Below are 16,718 nucleotides of genomic sequence, written 5' to 3'. Positions count from 1 at the left end.
CGCAAAATGTTGCGTCTCTACCTCAAATATCCCCCACCTTTAGACCAGATTTTCTACCAAACTTCCTTGCAGGGTGCTCCGCATCCTACAACCCACCACTCCCACTCATGATGAATCAGAAATTCCTGTCCTTCCTATTCCTCTCGACGCTGGGCCTCGGCCCTGTTGCCGCGCAAAAAGCGGCAACTGCCGCCTACTCGGCGGCCGGCAAAACGGCCCACGTTTTCGCTACCGTGCAGGGTAGCAGCCAGCGCCTGGCGGCCGGCGGCGACCTCAAGTTTGCGCCCGCCGCGCAGCCCGTGGAAACCCAGGTCTGCGTATTCGTCGACCCCGGCCACTCATTCCAGACCATGCTCGGCATTGGCGGGGCGCTCACCGATGCCTCGGCCGAAACCTTTGCCAAGCTGCCGAAACCACAGCAGCAGGAGTTTCTCAAGGCCTATTACAGCCCCACGGGTGGCATCGGCTACACGCTGGGCCGCACCAGCATCCACAGCTCCGACTTTTCGAGTGGCAGCTACACCTACGTGGCCGACAAGGACGAGGCGCTGAAAACCTTCAGCGTGAAGCACGACGAGCAGTTCCGCATCCCCTTCATCAAGCAGGTGATAGCAGCGGCCGGCGGCAAGCTTACGATGTACGTGAGCCCCTGGAGCCCGCCCGGCTGGATGAAAACCACCGGCGACATGCTGCACGGCGGCAAGCTCCTGCCCCAATACCGCCAGGCCTGGGCCGATTATTACGTGAAATTCATCAAGACCTATGAGCAGCTGGGCATCCCCATCTGGGGCCTCACGGTACAGAACGAGCCCATGGCCACCCAAACTTGGGAGTCGTGCATCTACACTGGCGAGGAGGAGCGGGATTTCATCAAGGGCTACCTCGGCCCCACGCTGGCCAAGGGCGGGCTGGGCTCGAAAAAGCTCATTGCCTGGGACCACAACCGCGACCTGCTATTTCAGCGCGCCAGCACCGTGCTGGATGACCCCGAGGCCGCCAAATATGTTTGGGGCATCGGCTACCACTGGTACGAAACCTGGACCGGCAGCAGCATGCTTTTCGAGAACGAGAAGCGCGTGAAAGAGGCCTTCCCCAACACCAACCTCATTTTCACCGAAGGCTGCAAGGAGAAATTCGACCTGGCCAAAGTCGATGACTGGGCGCTGGGTGAGAAATACGGCAACTCGATGATTGGCGACTTCAACGCCGGCACCGTGGGCTGGACCGACTGGAACGTGCTGCTCGACGAAACCGGCGGCCCCAACCACGTCGGCAACTTTTGCTTCGCTCCCGTCATTGCCGACACCAAAACCGGCAAGCTCATCTACACCAACGCCTACTACTACATCGGCCACTTCTCGAAGTTCATCCGGCCCGGCGCCAAGCGCATCAGCGCATCTTCCAACCGCGATGCCCTGCAAACCACCGCCTACCGCAACCCCGACGGCAGCGTGGCCGTGGTGGTGATGAACCAGACCGACAAGCCCGAGGAATTCCAGCTCTGGATGCGCGGCCAAGGGACCAAAACCACCGCCGCCGCTCATTCCATTATGACACTGGTAGTTAATTAATTCCTGCCATGAAATCAGCATCCTTACTGTTGCTCGCGGCATTGCTCACCAGCACCGCTGCCCACGCCCAGCAGCTAACCGACGCATCGTCGGCCGCCGCCAAAAAAGCGGCCGACGATGCCTACCACGAACGCCAGGAATACCTGCTGCACAACGACTGGCCCAACCTTGAGAAATACGCCGCCGCCAACCAGCGCCTGCCCGCCCCGCAGCCCGGCCGGCCCCGCGTGGTCATCATCGGCAACTCCATCACCGAGGGCTGGGTGAAGGAAGATTCGGCCTTTTTCCGGGGCAAAACCTACGAGTATGTGGGGCGGGGCATCAGCGGCCAGGCCACCGGGCAAACAGTGGTCCGCTTTCGGGCCGATGTGATTGACCTGCACCCGGCCGTGGTCGTTATCCTGGTGGGCACCAACGACGTGGCCGAAAACAATGGCCTCTACAACCCGCAAACCACCATGAACAACGTCATGACAATGACCGAGCTGGCGCAGGCCCACGGCATCCGCGTGGTGCTGGGCGCGGTGGCCCCAAGCACCGATTTCTGGTGGCGCAAGGGCCTGAACCCCGCCCCCAAAATTCTGGCCCTCAATAAGCAAATCAAAGCCTATGCCGACCAGCACCACCTCGTGTACTACGACATGCACACCGCCTTGAAAGACGAACAGAACGGCCTGAAAAAAGCCTACGGCGAAGACGGCGTGCACCCCAACCTAACCGGCTACCGCGTAATGGAACCCCTGCTAAACCAGGCGGTTGCCGCTGCTTTAAAGAAGAAATAACCCTCTTCCAACCCATGCGCCAGTGTCATCCGGCAGCTTTCAGCTGCTAGGCGGCACTGACTTTTTTGCGCCCGGTCGGCTTCTTCTTTTTGGCTTTGGGCCGGGCTTTTTTACGGCGGGGCGGCAGCCGCTCCCGCTCGGCCTTGCGCTCGGCCCGCATGAGCAGGCGCTCGGGCAGGCGGGCAATGAGGCGCTCGCGCACGTACTGCGCCAGGCTGGACAGCGGCACCAACTGCGTGGTACGCAGGAAATTGCTGACCTCGCGGCTGCACAGCGTGCTCACACCCGTGAGGCCCCGCGCCAGCAAAAACTGCTTCACTTCCTCTAGTAAAAGCAGCTTGGCCAGCGGCGCACGCTCCACGGTGGCGTTGTAGCCGGCGGCGCGGTGCGGGTGCAGCCCGCCGGCCGAGGCCACCAGCACGCCTACCCACTCGGGCAGCAGCGGCAGAAGCTTGGGCAGGTGCTTTTCGGTGACGATGAAGGTGACGAAATCGTATACCTCGCCGTAGCAGCGCAGCTGGTTGGCCACGCGCTGCAGGGTGTCGCCGTCGCCTTTCACCTCGTAGCCGTGCATGAAATGCTCGGTGATGTGCACCACATCGGCCCGCGTGGTGCCGGTGGGCAGCTCATCGATGCGCACGCCGCCCAATAACAACGGGTAGAGCAGGGCGCGAATTTCCGGGTCGTTCATGGCAACCCCAAAAGTAGCTTCCCGGCGCACAACGGCTTAGCTTTAATTACATTTAATATTTATAATATTCATTATAAATAAATTTTACTATTTTTGTTTAGCCGCGAAATAGTTGTACCGGAGTAATAATCAATGCGCGCCGGGGCCAGCGCTTCGGGCGCGGCGGGAGGGTGGCTTGGTGGCTGAAGATGGTGTGGCTTAATCAGTTTTCTGAATAATTATATCATTATGAAAAACACTGTAACCGAATCAGTTAATTACTGCTTCACCCGTGAAACCATTACCCGGCTCGGCCTACGCCTGGACGAAGCCGCGCCCAATGTCGAATACGCGCTAAGCCAGTCGGTTCCGCTGGTGCTGAACGAGTTGTCGGAAAGAGTGGGCCACGGCCTCACGCCCGAGGGCTTGCTGGAGCTGGTGCGCGAAGCCGACGCGGCTCAGGTGCTCCAGCAGCTGGCCAACCTGCACCCGGCCGCCCGCTACGAGCGAGGCGTGAACCTGCTGCTCGACCTGCTGGACGGCGCCTACCGCAGCACCGTGAGCCGCATTGCCGCCGGGGCCGCCATCCGGCCCTCGGCCAGCGACACGCTGCTGCAAATAGCCGCCACGGCCGTGCTGGGCGTGCTGGGCCACGCCGCCACCGAAAAAGCCTTCACTCCCACCGACTTCGTTTATTGGCTGCACGCCGAGAAAGAAGCCATTGCAGCGGCCATGCTGCCGGCTCCGGCCCTTGGCGCCGCGCCGCCCCTGCCCACCGAGCAAGGCCTGCGCCGCCAGCCTCCGCAACCAGCACCGCTGGCCCCCGCACCCGCCGCCGCCTGGGCCGAACCAGCCACGGAGGCCGCCCCGGGCAGCGGCCTGTCGCCGTACTGGCAGTGGGGCGGGCTGCTGCTACTGGCCGTGTGCCTGGGGTATTTTTTTGGCCACAGCACCCCAGACCGGGCTCCGCAGCCAGTAGCGGCTACCAATCTGCTGGAAGCAACCAGCCCGCCACCGACCACCGCGACGCCCGCTGCCGCTACGGTCGCCGCCCCAGCCCCTGAAACCGTGCCGGCCGAGGCCACCGTTCCTGCTCCCGCAGCAACGATGCCCGAAACCCGGACTGCCCCGGCCACTGTGAGCCGGCCCATTGAAGTGCTGCCTGCCCGCACTCCGGTCACCGGAACCGATGTGGCCGCTCGGCCAGCGGCAACAACCCGCCCGGCCGCCATCGGCAACGAGCCCAACGGCCGCTACGACCAGGACCGGGACACCTACATCTACGATACCGGCAAGCCCATTGTGCTGACCCTGGCCGACGGTACCACCCAGAAAGTGGGGGCCAATTCGACCGAAAACCGGCTTTACACTTTCCTGTCCTCGCCCGCTTTCCAGGTCGATTCGGTGAACCGGACCAAGGGCTGGATTAATTTCGACCGCATCAATTTCGAAACCGGCAAGGCCCAGCTCACGCCCGAATCGGCGCTGCAGCTGGGCAACATTGCCAGTATTCTCAACACGTTTCCACGGTCTATTGTCAAAATCGGAGGCTATACCGACAGCACTGGCGAAGCCACGGTGAACTACCAGCTCAGCGAAGACCGCGCCCGGGCGGCCATGCTCACGCTGGCCAGCATGGGAGTGAACGTCAACCGCCTGCAGTCGAAAGGCTACGGCCCCAAATACTTCGTGCGCCCCAACAACACCCCCGCCAACCGCGCCCTCAACCGGCGCGTCAGCATTCGGGTGGTGCGTAAGTAGGCAAATGCTGGCACCTGCGGCCGCTGCATTCAGGCACTGATTTTCGGCGCCATCTGGCAGGTGCGCAGCCAGGCTTCGGCCTCGGGCACCTGCTGAAAAATCTGGAGCTCCAACGCGCCCGCCGCCCCGTGGTTGAAATGCACGGTGAGAATATCGGACAGGGAATCGGCCTGCACCACGTGGGCCACGTAGCGCAGGCCCATAGTGGCGGCTTGCGGCACCCACACGCGCTCCAGCCACTCAATGGAATCGAACCACGGGCCCATCAACGCCACATTGTCGTTGAGCAGATAAGGATTGCGCAAGTCCTGCAGGATGCGCAGGTAGGTATCGGCTCCGCGCAGGGCCTCCTGCGTGTCGACGAAGCCGCGCCAGGTGGCCCGCAGCCATCCCTCGGGCTCTTGCGAAAGGGTGCAACGGCTGCCGTCGGCATCGGGAAGGGCGCAAAGAATCATGGCAGAACTCAGTAGGTGGGGCGTCAGTTATTCAAAGCCAAGATGCCTCGTAAATTGTTTTGTTTCAACTGCGTACGGCTGTTTCACATTCTCGATGCGTTGGGCGTGGGGCTGGTTGCTGGCACGGGGCCGGCCAAGGTCAACCATTGCAAATCGGTTAAAGCTGATTTAGTTGACACTATGCGCCGCTTATGTTCACGTCGGCATGACAACGCTGCCTGGCGAAGGAGCGCGGCTGGCAAAATGCGCTGTTGCTAACCTTTGAGATTTGAAAACGGTTGCGGTAGCGCAAGCCGCGGAAGGGGGTGTTATTTCGCCCCTCCTACTGTACCTTGGCGGCGTGCCGGCCCTGCCGTGGGGCAGCCCGCCGGCGGCTTGGTTGCTTCAACTTTTCTTCCTGCATGTCCCGAAAAAAGGCTCTGTTTCTCATCGGCTCGCCCAACCAGACCACGCAGATGCACCAGATTGCGCAGCTGCTGGAAGACGAGTTCGACCCCTACTTTAGCCAGCTTTACTACGACGGCTGGCAGCGTCCCTTCTACAAGTTCCTGCTCTGGACCGGGGGCCTGGATAAAACCATCGTCACCGGAAAAATCAAGGCCAAGGCCGATAAGTACCTGGCGGAGCACGGGTTGCAGAACGATTTCGAGGCCCGCGTTTTCGACAACACTTACGACCTCATCGTGTGCTGCTCCGATGTGATTGTACCCTGGCCGCTGATTAAAAAGACAAAAACCGTTTTCGTGCAGGAGGGCATGACCGACCCGCTTAACCTGTGGGCGCGGCTGGTGAAACGCTTCACGCGCTACCCCATCCTGGCCATCGGCACGGCCCTGAATGGCATGAACAACTGCTGCGACATCTACTGCGTGGCTTCGGAAGGCTATGCCCGGCACTTCGAGCGCGTGGGCGTGGACGCCGGCAAGCTCGTAGTAACGGGCATTCCCAACTTCGATAACATCGAACAGGTGCGCCACAACGACTTTCCGCACCACGGCTACGTGCTGGTAGCCACCTCCGACCTGCGCGAAACCTTCACCCCAGAAAACCGCCCCAAGTTCATCCGCGAATGCGCCCGCATTGCCGCCGGCCGCCCGCTGGCTTTCAAGCTGCACCCCAACGAGGAGTTGCCCCGCGCCGTGGACGAAATCAAGCAGCACGCTCCGCCCGGCACCCTCATTTTCACCGAAGGCAACACCGACCACATGATTGCCAACTGCGTGGAGCTCATCACCCAATACTCGACGGTGGTGTACGTGGGCCTGGCGCTGGGCAAGCCGGTGCATTCCTACTTCGACGTGGACGACCTGCGCCGGAAGTTGCCTTGGCAGAACGGCGGCACTTCGGCCCGGCGCATTGCGGCCATTTGCCGGGGCTTTAGCCACTTTGCGGACAGCGGGCCGGCGTTTTTGCGGCAGCTCGATGCGGAGGCTTTCGCAACCGTAGCGGCGGCCGAGGCCTCTTCGGTAGCGGGCTAGATACCGGCGGCATTATTTTAAGAATGTATTTGCCAATGGCTTACCAGTTAGCCTGCGTTTTACCCGGCAAATTTTAGCGTATTTCCGTTTCACGTCCGACTACGGGGTAGCGACTCCCTTCCTTCATATGCCCGTTCCGAAGATTCTGACCGTTGTGCAGGCCCGCATGGGCTCGTCGCGCCTGCCGGGCAAGGTGCTGCTGCCGCTGGCCGGCCAGCCCCTGCTGGTGCGCATGGTGCAGCGGGTGCAGCGCGCCCACCTGGCCGGCACCGTGGTAGTAGCCACCACCACCGACCCCGCCGATGATGCCATCGCGGAGCTATGCGCCGCCCACGGCCTGGCATGCTTTCGGGGCGATGCGCTGGATTTGCTCGACCGCCACTACCAGGCCGCCCGCCACTACGGGGCCGACGTGGTGCTGAAAATCCCGTCCGACTGCCCGCTTATCGACCCCGCCGTGATTGACGAAGTGGTGGGTTTCTATCTGCACTTCGCTGACCGCTACGACTTCGTGAGCAACCTGCACCCCGCCACCTTCCCCGACGGCAACGACGTGGAAGTAATGCCCATCGAGGCCCTGGAAACGGCCTGGCGCGAAGCAAAACGCCCGTTGGAGCGCGAGCACACCACGCCGTTTTTCTGGGAAAACCCTGGCCGGTTCCGCATAGGCAACGTGGAATGGGATGCCGGGAAAGACTTTTCGATGAGCCACCGCTGGACCATTGACTACCCCGAAGACTACAATTTCATAAAGGCCGTTTACGACGCGCTGCACCCCACAAACCCGACATTTGGCCTGCCGGAAATTCTTGCCCTACTCGAAAAGCGGCCCGATATCGCCCAAATTAATGCCCGCTATGCCGGCGTGAACTGGTACCGCAACCACCTCGACGAACTCCAAACCGTGGACTCTTCTCAAACCAGAACCTTGTAGGGACGGGGTTTGTCCCCGCCCGTTTTACCGCGCTATTCTCCTTATTTAACCTTGCTCTACGACGGGCGGGGGCAAGCCCCGCACCCTACTTATGACCGACCAAAAACGCCAAGAATTAGAGAAAATGGCCCTGCGTGTGCGCGAGCACATCGTGCGCCTGAGCACCGATGGCGGCTGCTTCACCGGCGCCTCTTTGAGCTGCGCCGATTTGCTGGTGTACCTCTATTCCGATTTCCTGAACGTGCGGCCCGACAACCTCACGGACCCCGCCCGCGACTACCTGTTTCTGAGCAAGGGCCACGACGTGCCCGCCCTCTACGGCACTTTCGTGGAGCTCGGCTTCATCGACAAAGCCCGCCTCGACCAGCACCTGAGCACGGACGACCACATTTACTGGCACCCCAACCGGAACGTGCCGGGCGTGGAGTTCCACTCGGGTTCGCTTGGGCACCTGCCCAGCGTGGCCCTGGGTGTGGCCATGGATTGCCGGATGCGCGGCCAGGACAACAAGATTATTGTCATCACCGGCGACGGCGAGCTGAACGAGGGCACCGTGTGGGAAAGCCTGCTGGTAGCCAGCGCCCACAAAGTCAACAACCTGACGCTGGTTGTCGACCGCAACCACTTCCAGGCCAACGTGGCCACCGAAGACCTGATTCCGCTGGAGCCTCTGGCCCCTAAGTTTGAGGCTTTTGGCTGCGAGGTGCGTCGGATTGACGGCCACGATTTCAAGCAGTTAGAAGAAGCTTTTTCGGCCCTCCCCTTTTCCGAAACGAAGCCTTCGGTCATCATCTGCGACACGGTGCGCGGGCGCGGCCTGCCCAGCATTGAAGCCCGCGCCGACCGTTGGTTCTGCAATTTCTCTTCGGAGGAAGTGGAGGAATTGCTGCGCGAGTTGCACAGCCAGGTTGCCACCACGCTCACGAGCGAAACGCTGACAGTACGATAATAGTAGCGCGGACTTTGTAGTCCGCGAGTAACCGATTCATTCGCGGACTACAAAGTCCGCGCTACATCTTATGAACTACGAAGAGCTAATCAAAGAAACCGCCCTCGCCGATGAGCGCCTGGTGGTGATGACGGCCGAAAACCGCGCCCTCATCCGCAACCTGCCGGCCGTGCTCGGCCCGCGCTTCATCGACACCGGCATCACCGAGCAAACCCTCATCGGCGCGGCGGCCGGGCTGGCCCTGCGCGGCCGGGTGCCGGTGGTGCACGCGCTGGCTACCTTCCTCACGCTGCGGGCTTTTGAGTTTATCCGCACCGACGTGGGCATCGGCAAGCTGCCGGTGAAGCTGAGCGGCTTCGTGCCCGGCTTCCTTTCCGATGGCAACGGCCCCACCCACCAGGCCATTGAGGACGTTAGCCTGATGCGCGGCATCCCCGGCATGACTGTTTTTGCTCCCGCCGACGAGCAGGACATGCTCGCCATGCTGCCCGCCATCTGGGCCTCGCCCGTGCCGGCCTACGTGCGCATCAACACCCGCCCCGCCACCTACGAGCACGCGTCCTTCGAAATGGGCAAGGCCGAAATCGTGGCCGAAGGCACCGACATCACCATCCTCACCTACGGCATGCTCTTCGAGCAAACGCTGGTAGCCCGCGAGCTGCTGCAGGCCCAGGGCAAGTCCGTAGGCCTCATCAACCTGCGCAGCCTTAAGCCGATTGACGAAGCGGCCCTGCTGGATGTGGTGCGCCGCGGCTCCCTCATCGTGACGGTGGAGGACCATTTCATCACCGGTGGCCTCTATTCCATTCTGGCTGAGGTGCTGCTGCGCAACCAGCTCACGGCCCGCGTGCTGGCGCTGGCGCTGGAGGAGCGGTGGTACCGCCCCGGCCGCCTGAGCGCCGTGCTGGAGTACGAAGGCTTCACCGGCCACCACATTGCCCGCCGCATCACGGAGTACCTGGGCGAGTCGGGCGCGGCCATTGCCGAAGGCCCGTCCGTGCTGGAAAACCAATTCGCGGAGTAACTATATCGCCTGTCATGCTGACGAAGGAAGCATCTTATCACGGCCGCTTTCGTCAGATTTACTAACCCCGGCGCGAAGGTGATAAGGTCCTTCGCTACGCTCAGGATGACATAAATAAACATGCCCAACACCGTTTCCTTCAACGAAAACTACCCCGACATCACGAAGTCGGATGAGTTATACGCCCGCGCCCAGCGCATCATGACGCCGGTGACCCAGACCCTGGCCAAAGGCCCGGGCCAGTACACCAAAGGCGTGAGTCCGAAGTACGTGAAGCGTGCCAAGGGTTCCCACATCTGGGACGTGGACGGCAATGAGTACATTGATTTTCAGATGGGTATCGGCCCGATTTCGCTGGGCTACGCCTACGAGCGGGTTGATAACGCCATCAAAGCCCAGCTTGAAGACGGCATCACCTTCTCGATGATGCACGAGCTGGAAGTGGAGCTGTCGGAGCTGATTCACGAGATTATCCCGAACGCCGAAAGCATCCGCATCAGCAAAACCGGCGCGGACGTGTGCTCGGCAGCGGTGCGCGTGTCGCGGGCCTTTACCGGGCGCGACAATGTATTGTGCTGCGGCTACCACGGCTGGCACGACTGGTACATCGGCACCACCAGCCGCGACAAAGGCATTCCGCAGGAAAGCAAGGATTTGGTGGCCGCGTTCGAGTACAATAACCTCGACTCGCTGAAAGCGCTGCTCGACGAAAACGTGGCCTGCGTGATTCTGGAGCCCTTCATTTTCGATGCGCCCAAGGACAACTTCCTTCATGAAGTAGCCCGGCTGTGCAAGGAAAACGGCACGCTGCTCATCTTCGATGAGATGTGGACTGGCTTCCGCGTAGCCGTGGGTGGCGCGCAGGAATATTTCGGTATCACCCCTGATTTGGCGGTGTATTCCAAGGCATTTGCCAACGGCATGCCCATTGCGCTGCTCACCGGCCGGCGCGATGTGATGCAGCTGTTTGAGCAGGATGTGTTCTTCTTCACCACCTTCGGGGGCGAAGCGCTGAGCCTGGCCGCCGCCGTGGCTACCATCAGCGAGATGCGCGAGAAGAATGTGCCCGCCCGCCTCGCCGAGCAGGGCAAAAAGCTAAAGGACGGCTACAATGAAATTGCCGCTGAGCTGGGCCTGAGCCAGTACACCAAGTGCTACGGCTACGACTGCCGCACGATAGTAACCTTCGACCCTTCCGCCGGCAACGGCATGGAAATAAAGGCCTTCATGCAGCAGGAGTTATTTAAGCGCGGCATCATGTGGGGCGGCTTCCACAACATGTGCTTCTCGCACACCGATGCCGACGTGGCCCACACCCTTGCCGCCTACCGCGAGGTGCTGCCGCTGCTAAAGTCCGCTATTGAAGCCGGTGACGTAGCCGCCCGCCTACTCGGCGAGCCGGTGGAAGCGGTGTTCCGCAAAGTGACCAACGCCGCGCCGGTTAAAGCCAAATAAGCCTCCATGAATTTATTCGATTTAACGGGCAAAACGGCCATTGTCACCGGTGCCTGCGGGCTCATCGGCCAGAAGCACTGTGCGGCCCTGGCCGAAGCTGGAGCCAACGTTGTCGTGGCCGACCTCAACGCCGAAGCGGCTGCCGCCGTGGCCTTCGGGCTGGGCGGCGGGCCACACCTGTCGTTATCAGTTGATGTGACCAAGCCGGAATCCCTGGCCGCGGCGCGCGACCAGATTCTGGCCCGCTTCGGCCACATCGACGTGCTGGTGAACAATGCCGCCATCAACGACATGTTCGAAAATCCCGCGCTGGCGGCTGATTTGAGCAAATTTGAAAACTTCCCGCTGGCTACTTTTCAAAAGGTGCTGGAGGTGAACGTGACGGGTGTATTTCTGGCGGCCCAGGTTTTCGGTACGCCCATGGCGCAGCAGGGCCACGGCAGCATCATCAACGTGGCCAGCACCTACGGCATCGTTGGCCCCGACCAGAGCATCTACCGCAACGAAGCCGGCGAGCAAACCTTCTACAAATCACCCTCCTACCCCATGACCAAGGGTGCGGTGGTGAATTTCACGCGCTACCTGGCCGCCTATTGGGGCCAGGCCGGCGTGCGTGTGAACACCCTTTCGCCCGGCGGCGTGGAAAACAGCCAGGACGAGTTTTTCATCAAGCAATACAGCGCCAAAACGCCGCTCGGGCGTATGGCTACGGCTACCGATTATCAGGGCGCGGTCGTGTTCCTGGCTTCGGATGCATCGGCGTACATGACCGGGGCCAACCTAGTGGTGGATGGCGGCTGGACGGCAATCTAATCTTCTGGAGCGCGCAGCTTGACGTGCGCGCATCCCACACGGGCACAAGCAGAAGCCTGTGCTACAATCACCTTTTCACCTCTCAACCAACGCCTCATGCAAGCTGTTGAAATTCGCAAAAACCGATTCATTGGCGCGGGCCACCCGGCCTACATCATTGCCGAAATCGGCATCAACCACAACGGCTCGCTCGACCTGGCCAAGCAGCTCATTTCCGAGGCCGCCAAGGCCGGCTGCGACGCCGTGAAGTTCCAAAAGCGCACGCCCGAGTTGTGCGTGCCCAAAGACCAGTGGGAAAAGCAGCGCGACACCCCCTGGGGCCGCATGAGCTACATCGACTACAAACGCAAAACCGAGTTCGGCCAGGCCGAATATACGGCCATCGACGACTACTGCCGCGCGCTGGGCATCGACTGGTTTGCCTCGTGCTGGGACGAGCCATCGGTGGATTTCATGGAGCAATTCGCGCCCGTGCTTTATAAGATGGCCTCCGCCTCCCTCACCGACAAGCCGCTGCTCGACCGCGTGCGCGCCACCGGCCGCCCGCTGATGCTGAGCACCGGCATGAGCACGCTCGATGAAATCAACCAAGCCGTGAAATGGGTAGGCTTGGATAAACTGATGATTGCGCACTCCACCTCGTCGTACCCCTGCCCGCCCGCCGAGTTGAACCTGCGCATGGTGCCCGTACTGCAAGGCATGTTCCCCGGCACGCCCATCGGCTACTCGGGCCACGAAACCGGCCTGGCCACCACCGTTGCGGCTGTGACGCTGGGCGCCAGCTTCGTGGAGCGCCACTTCACGCTGGACCGCGCCATGTGGGGTTCCGACCACGCCGCCAGCGTAGAGCCCGGCGGCATGGCCAAGCTCGTGCGCGACATCCGTGACGTGGAAGAAGGCCTCGGCGATGGCGTGAAGCGCGTGTACGACTCCGAGCTGGAACCCCGCGCCCGCCTGCGCCGCGAACTGACGCCGAACCAGGAGTAGCCTGTTTGGGTTGACTTCCTGAAGTTGCCCTCGCTTGTCATCCTGAGCGCAGCGAAGGACCTTATCACGTTCGAAAGGCTATTTCTGACGTGATAAGGTCCTTCGCTGCGCTCAGGATGACAGATTAAATACCTTTCCCCTCACACCATGCATCACGTCGAACTCATCACCACGGCTATTCTGCTGATTTGGGTGGCCGTGGTTATCACGCTGGAGCGCATCATCCCCTACCGCAAGGGCCTGCCGTTCTTCCGTGAGGGCTTTTGGACCGACCTCGTGCTCTACACCTTCGTACAGAGCTATGCCCTGAAAATCATTATTTTCGACTACATCATTCAGCCGCTCGACCAGCATTTCGGGTTCTCGAAGCTGCATTTTGTGACGGGCTGGCCCATTTGGGTGCAGGTGCTGTTCTTCGTAATTACGCACGACTTCTACATCTACTGGTTTCACCGCTTCCAGCACAGCAGCCCGCTGTTCTGGCGCACCCACGAGGCGCACCACTCGGGCAAGCAGGTGGATTGGCTGGCCGGCTCCCGCTCGCACGCGCTCGAAATCATCATCAACCAGACCATTGAGTTTGCGCCCATCATTCTGCTCGGGGCCGACCCTATGGTGGTGCCCATTAAGGCCTGCATCGATGCCGTGTGGGGCATCTGGATTCACTGCAACGTCGACGTGCGCTCGGGCCGCCTGCAGTATTTCATCAATGGCCCCGAAATGCACCTCTGGCACCATGCCGACCACGAGGAAGTGTTCTACGCCAACTTCTCGACCAAATTTGCCTTCTGGGACTGGATTTTCGGCACTGCCTACCGCCCCGACCACAAGCCCCTGAAATGGGGATTACCCTACGCCTTCCCGAAGGATTATTTTAGCCAGCACATCTTTTCCGTGGCCCGTTTCGATGAGGAAGAACTGGCCAAAAAATCCCGGCTATTCCGCGCCTACCACGGCATTCGCGGGCGACTGCTCACCAAACTGACCGACCGCGTGCCGGCCCTGAAGCCGCTGCACGGCTGGCCCGTGCCGGAACAGTACACCGAAACCATTCCGGCGCAACGCCCAGGCGGTAATTTTGGCGCGACTCCGGCTCCGGCCGCTTCCACTCACACTCCCACCGCTGCCGCTTCCTCCCGTTGATTAATCCCTGGTTTTCGCTGTTTTTAGCCTCTTTCATGGAGGTTTGTTGGACGTATAGCCTCAAGGCGCTCAATATGCAGCGCATCAAAGAAGTAGCCTGGCTGCACAGTTTCACGCAGCCGGCTCTGCTGCTGCCGGTGCTGCCGCTGCTGGCCTACGTAGCCTTTGGGCTGGCCAACGTGCTGTTTCTATCGCAGGCCATGCGGGCCATTCCCACCGCCACCGCCTATTCGGCTTGGATGGCGCTGGCCGTGGTAGGCATCAAGCTGGTGGATGTACTGTACCTCAAGCAGCCATTTTCCTGGCAGAGCATGTTTTATACCAGCCTGATTATCATTGGCGTGCTAGGGCTGCGGCGCATCGAATAGCCCGTAGTTTTCGCGTTTTGCAAGCGGCTCTTTCTACCCAGAAGGAGCCGCTTTTTTTGTGCGCTGAAATTACTATGCGATTCCACCGGCCGCTCCAATACTGCCCCACCGAAGAGTACAGGAAGGTTGACCGCAATGCCGCAAGGTTCTTGCGGCATCTTTCACGCATTCCCACCCGGTACCCGTGGCGCTTCCTGCTCGCTTTCATCTGGCTTGGCTGCTGACTCTGTTGGGGTTAGGGATGAGGCATGCTGCGTCGGCCCAGGTACTGCGGCGGCCAGTACCGGATAAGCTCGTCGTCCTCACCTTCGACGATGCGGCCGTGAGCCACGCCACTTTTGTGGCCCCGCTGCTGCAGAAATACGGGTTCGGCGGCACATTTTTCGTGTGCGAATTCCGGGAGCCGCCGTTCTCCGATAAAACCAAATACATGACCTGGGCGCAGATTCAGGGGCTGCACCGGCAGGGCTTTGAGGTGGCCAGCCACACGCTCACCCACCAGCACGTCAATAAGCTGAGCCGGGCGCAGCTGGGGGCCGAGCTGGATTCCATTGAGGCCCGTTGCCGCACCTGGCACATTGCCCGGCCCGTCACTTTTGCTTATCCCGGCTACGACACCGCGCCCACGGCCACGGCGCTGCTACCCGAGCGCGGCTACCAGTTTGCCCGCGCCGGCGGTGGCCGGGCCTATAATCCCAGTCAGGATAACCCCATGCTGCTGCCCAGCTTCAGCATCTCGGGTACCGATACGGCCAAGGTGTTCAATGCCATTCGGCAGGCGCATGATGGGCACGTGGTAATCCTGACCGTGCACGGCGTGCCCGACGTGGCCCACGACTGGGTAACGACCCCACCCGCGCTGTTCGAGCAGTACATGAAGTACCTGCACGACCACCGCTACCACATCATCGCCCTGCGCGACCTGGCCCGCTACGTGAACGTGCCCGAAGCCCTGCGCACCCTGCCGCCGCACTACGAAAACCTGAAATAAGTCCCCTCTCATCCCTCAAAACCCACCCATGAAAACCAACTGCTACCTGCTCGCATTATGCGGCCTGCTGTTGAGCTTCGGCGGCCACGCCCAGACGAAAATGGCCACCGGCAGCCAGAAACCCATGCCCGCCGCTGAGTGGATTGACGCCGATACCGGCCACAAGATGGTGCGCCTCACGCCCCTCGATGGCGCGAACGAGAGCTTCTATTTTCACAACAACCCGTTTGTGAAAAGCTTGGGCGCCGAAGGCGACAAGATGGTGTACTACCACACCTCGCCGGCCGGCAAGGCGCTCTACGCCCTCAACCTGAAAACCCACCAGACCGAGCCGCTCACGCGGGCTTTCGGCAAAGTGCACGGCGAAATAGTGGCCCGCAAGCGCCGGGAAGTGTTTTATCAGGTGGGCGACACGGTGTACGCCACGCACATCGACAGTAAAAAGACGCGCCGCGTGTTCGTTTTCCCGGCCGATTTTAAGGCGGATATCACGACGTTGAATGCCGACGAATCCCAGCTGGGCGGGGCCTGGGGCAGCGATGCAGAAAAGGAAATCTACCGCCAGTATCCGGCTAAGAAAGACTTTTTCAACCGCATCTACGACGCCAAGCTGCCGCGCACGCTCTTCATGGTGAGCACCGAGGGCAAGGGCCAGCTCACCAAACTCTTCACGGATAAGGCTTGGCTGAACCATGTACAGTTTTCGCCCACCGACCCCAACTGCCTCATGTTTTGCCACGAAGGACCGTGGGAAAAGGTGGACCGCATCTGGACCATCGACACCAAGACGAAGGCCGTGAAGCTGATTCATAAGCGCACGCTGGACCGCGAGATTGCCGGCCACGAGTGGTTCGGGGCCGATGGCAAAACCATCTGGTTCGACCACCAGAAGCCGCGCGGCGAAACCTTCGCCGTGACCGGTACCAACCTAAAAACTGGCGTGGAGAAAACCTACGCGCTGACCCGCGACGAGTGGTCGGTACATTACACGAGCTCGGCCGACCAGAAGATTTTTGCCGGTGACGGCGGCTACCCGACTTCGGTAGCCAAGTCGTCGGAAGGCCACTGGATTTACCTCTTCACGCCCGCTGGCGACCATTTCCAGGCCGAAAAACTGGCGAATCTGAAGATGCACGACTACGCGCTGGAGCCGAACGTGCATTTTTCGCCGGATGGGAAATGGCTGATTTTCCGGGCCAATTTTGAGGGCCAGCCGCAGGTGTACGCGGTGGAAATTGCGAAGTCGGCTTCTTAAAGTTGGCCCAAAACGTCATGCAGAGCGCAGCGAAGCATCTTTACCTCAATACTAATCCCACCAGACCAACGAAGCGGTAAGA

Annotated in this window: 16 protein-coding genes; 14 read left to right on the top strand and 2 right to left on the bottom strand. The window is 60.9% G+C overall.

Features of this window, described 5'->3' with window-relative positions; all coding sequences use genetic code 11:
- The first annotated feature begins 107 nt into the window (after nucleotides 1-107).
- Nucleotides 108-1,571: a glycoside hydrolase family 30 protein gene (locus ACYVM5_RS15270; RefSeq protein ID WP_460618978.1), complete on the top strand. Its 1,464-nt coding sequence runs from the start codon at nucleotides 108-110 to the stop codon at nucleotides 1,569-1,571.
- A gap of 8 nt (nucleotides 1,572-1,579) precedes the next feature.
- The gene (locus tag ACYVM5_RS15265; RefSeq protein ID WP_460618977.1) at nucleotides 1,580-2,353 is read left to right on the top strand and encodes a GDSL-type esterase/lipase family protein; all 774 of its coding nucleotides are present in this window, start codon (nucleotides 1,580-1,582) and stop codon (nucleotides 2,351-2,353) included.
- Nucleotides 2,354-2,399: 46 nt separating this feature from the next.
- Here the strand turns inward: ACYVM5_RS15265 and ACYVM5_RS15260 are convergent, their stop codons facing one another.
- Nucleotides 2,400-3,044 carry a sce7726 family protein gene (locus tag ACYVM5_RS15260; protein ID WP_460618976.1) on the bottom strand — a complete coding sequence of 215 codons (645 nt, stop codon included), beginning with the start codon at nucleotides 3,042-3,044 and terminating at the stop codon, nucleotides 2,400-2,402.
- Between the two features lie 228 nt (nucleotides 3,045-3,272).
- Here ACYVM5_RS15260 and ACYVM5_RS15255 point away from each other — a divergent pair, with 228 nt between their 5' ends.
- On the top strand, nucleotides 3,273-4,784 hold the full coding sequence (locus ACYVM5_RS15255) for an OmpA family protein (protein WP_460618975.1): 1,512 nt from the start codon (nucleotides 3,273-3,275) through the stop codon (nucleotides 4,782-4,784).
- Between the two features lie 29 nt (nucleotides 4,785-4,813).
- Here ACYVM5_RS15255 and ACYVM5_RS15250 read toward each other — a convergent pair whose 3' ends face one another.
- On the bottom strand, nucleotides 4,814-5,239 hold the full coding sequence (locus ACYVM5_RS15250; protein WP_460618974.1) for a hypothetical protein: 426 nt from the start codon (nucleotides 5,237-5,239) through the stop codon (nucleotides 4,814-4,816).
- A gap of 401 nt (nucleotides 5,240-5,640) precedes the next feature.
- On the opposite strand from ACYVM5_RS15250, the gene ACYVM5_RS15245 reads away from it, so the two are divergent.
- From ACYVM5_RS15245 to ACYVM5_RS15195, 11 genes are all read left to right on the top strand, one after another.
- Complete coding sequence (locus ACYVM5_RS15245; RefSeq protein ID WP_460618973.1) at nucleotides 5,641-6,717, top strand: hypothetical protein; 1,077 nt, start codon at nucleotides 5,641-5,643, stop codon at nucleotides 6,715-6,717.
- 127 nt (nucleotides 6,718-6,844) lie between these two features.
- Nucleotides 6,845-7,651 (top strand): cytidylyltransferase domain-containing protein, encoded by an 807-nt coding sequence (locus ACYVM5_RS15240; protein WP_460618972.1) that lies wholly within the window; start codon nucleotides 6,845-6,847, stop codon nucleotides 7,649-7,651.
- 91 nt (nucleotides 7,652-7,742) lie between these two features.
- The gene (locus ACYVM5_RS15235) at nucleotides 7,743-8,600 is read left to right on the top strand and encodes a transketolase (RefSeq protein WP_460618971.1); all 858 of its coding nucleotides are present in this window, start codon (nucleotides 7,743-7,745) and stop codon (nucleotides 8,598-8,600) included.
- A gap of 70 nt (nucleotides 8,601-8,670) precedes the next feature.
- On the top strand, nucleotides 8,671-9,624 hold the full coding sequence (locus ACYVM5_RS15230; RefSeq protein WP_460618970.1) for a transketolase family protein: 954 nt from the start codon (nucleotides 8,671-8,673) through the stop codon (nucleotides 9,622-9,624).
- A 120-nt stretch (nucleotides 9,625-9,744) separates the two neighbouring features.
- Complete coding sequence (locus tag ACYVM5_RS15225; RefSeq protein ID WP_460618969.1) at nucleotides 9,745-11,079, top strand: PLP-dependent aminotransferase family protein; 1,335 nt, start codon at nucleotides 9,745-9,747, stop codon at nucleotides 11,077-11,079.
- A gap of 6 nt (nucleotides 11,080-11,085) precedes the next feature.
- Nucleotides 11,086-11,892, top strand: a complete 807-nt coding sequence (locus ACYVM5_RS15220; protein WP_460618968.1) for a Rossmann-fold NAD(P)-binding domain-containing protein — start codon at nucleotides 11,086-11,088, stop codon at nucleotides 11,890-11,892.
- 96 nt (nucleotides 11,893-11,988) lie between these two features.
- On the top strand, nucleotides 11,989-12,879 hold the full coding sequence (locus ACYVM5_RS15215) for an N-acetylneuraminate synthase family protein (RefSeq protein WP_460618967.1): 891 nt from the start codon (nucleotides 11,989-11,991) through the stop codon (nucleotides 12,877-12,879).
- 147 nt (nucleotides 12,880-13,026) lie between these two features.
- Nucleotides 13,027-14,022, top strand: a complete 996-nt coding sequence (locus ACYVM5_RS15210; RefSeq protein WP_460618966.1) for a sterol desaturase family protein — start codon at nucleotides 13,027-13,029, stop codon at nucleotides 14,020-14,022.
- Nucleotides 14,019-14,390, top strand: a complete 372-nt coding sequence (locus tag ACYVM5_RS15205) for a DMT family transporter (protein WP_460618965.1) — start codon at nucleotides 14,019-14,021, stop codon at nucleotides 14,388-14,390. Before ACYVM5_RS15210 ends, ACYVM5_RS15205 begins: the two co-directional genes overlap by 4 nt.
- 241 nt (nucleotides 14,391-14,631) lie before the next feature.
- Nucleotides 14,632-15,381 carry a polysaccharide deacetylase family protein gene (locus ACYVM5_RS15200; RefSeq protein ID WP_460618964.1) on the top strand — a complete coding sequence of 250 codons (750 nt, stop codon included), beginning with the start codon at nucleotides 14,632-14,634 and terminating at the stop codon, nucleotides 15,379-15,381.
- 28 nt (nucleotides 15,382-15,409) lie between these two features.
- Nucleotides 15,410-16,636 carry an oligogalacturonate lyase family protein gene (locus ACYVM5_RS15195; RefSeq protein WP_460618963.1) on the top strand — a complete coding sequence of 409 codons (1,227 nt, stop codon included), beginning with the start codon at nucleotides 15,410-15,412 and terminating at the stop codon, nucleotides 16,634-16,636.
- The last annotated feature ends 82 nt before the right edge of the window (nucleotides 16,637-16,718 follow it).

The sequence above is a fragment of the Hymenobacter ruber genome (assembly GCF_054783255.1).
Note: the sequence above shows the minus strand (reverse complement) of the source record. Positions and strands in the feature narration are given on the sequence as shown.

Excerpts from the sequence above, each read along its gene's own strand:
- ACYVM5_RS15270 (WP_460618978.1), top strand. The coding sequence starts at position 108 with ATGATGAATCAGAAATTCCTGTCCTTCCTATTCCTCTCGACGCTGGGC.
- ACYVM5_RS15265 (WP_460618977.1), top strand. The coding sequence starts at position 1,580 with ATGAAATCAGCATCCTTACTGTTGCTCGCGGCATTGCTCACCAGCACC.
- ACYVM5_RS15260 (WP_460618976.1), bottom strand. The coding sequence starts at position 3,044 with ATGAACGACCCGGAAATTCGCGCCCTGCTCTACCCGTTGTTATTGGGC.
- ACYVM5_RS15255 (WP_460618975.1), top strand. The coding sequence starts at position 3,273 with ATGAAAAACACTGTAACCGAATCAGTTAATTACTGCTTCACCCGTGAA.
- ACYVM5_RS15250 (WP_460618974.1), bottom strand. The coding sequence starts at position 5,239 with ATGATTCTTTGCGCCCTTCCCGATGCCGACGGCAGCCGTTGCACCCTT.
- ACYVM5_RS15245 (WP_460618973.1), top strand. The coding sequence starts at position 5,641 with ATGTCCCGAAAAAAGGCTCTGTTTCTCATCGGCTCGCCCAACCAGACC.
- ACYVM5_RS15240 (WP_460618972.1), top strand. The coding sequence starts at position 6,845 with ATGCCCGTTCCGAAGATTCTGACCGTTGTGCAGGCCCGCATGGGCTCG.
- ACYVM5_RS15235 (WP_460618971.1), top strand. The coding sequence starts at position 7,743 with ATGACCGACCAAAAACGCCAAGAATTAGAGAAAATGGCCCTGCGTGTG.
- ACYVM5_RS15230 (WP_460618970.1), top strand. The coding sequence starts at position 8,671 with ATGAACTACGAAGAGCTAATCAAAGAAACCGCCCTCGCCGATGAGCGC.
- ACYVM5_RS15225 (WP_460618969.1), top strand. The coding sequence starts at position 9,745 with ATGCCCAACACCGTTTCCTTCAACGAAAACTACCCCGACATCACGAAG.
- ACYVM5_RS15220 (WP_460618968.1), top strand. The coding sequence starts at position 11,086 with ATGAATTTATTCGATTTAACGGGCAAAACGGCCATTGTCACCGGTGCC.
- ACYVM5_RS15215 (WP_460618967.1), top strand. The coding sequence starts at position 11,989 with ATGCAAGCTGTTGAAATTCGCAAAAACCGATTCATTGGCGCGGGCCAC.
- ACYVM5_RS15210 (WP_460618966.1), top strand. The coding sequence starts at position 13,027 with ATGCATCACGTCGAACTCATCACCACGGCTATTCTGCTGATTTGGGTG.
- ACYVM5_RS15200 (WP_460618964.1), top strand. The coding sequence starts at position 14,632 with ATGAGGCATGCTGCGTCGGCCCAGGTACTGCGGCGGCCAGTACCGGAT.
- ACYVM5_RS15195 (WP_460618963.1), top strand. The coding sequence starts at position 15,410 with ATGAAAACCAACTGCTACCTGCTCGCATTATGCGGCCTGCTGTTGAGC.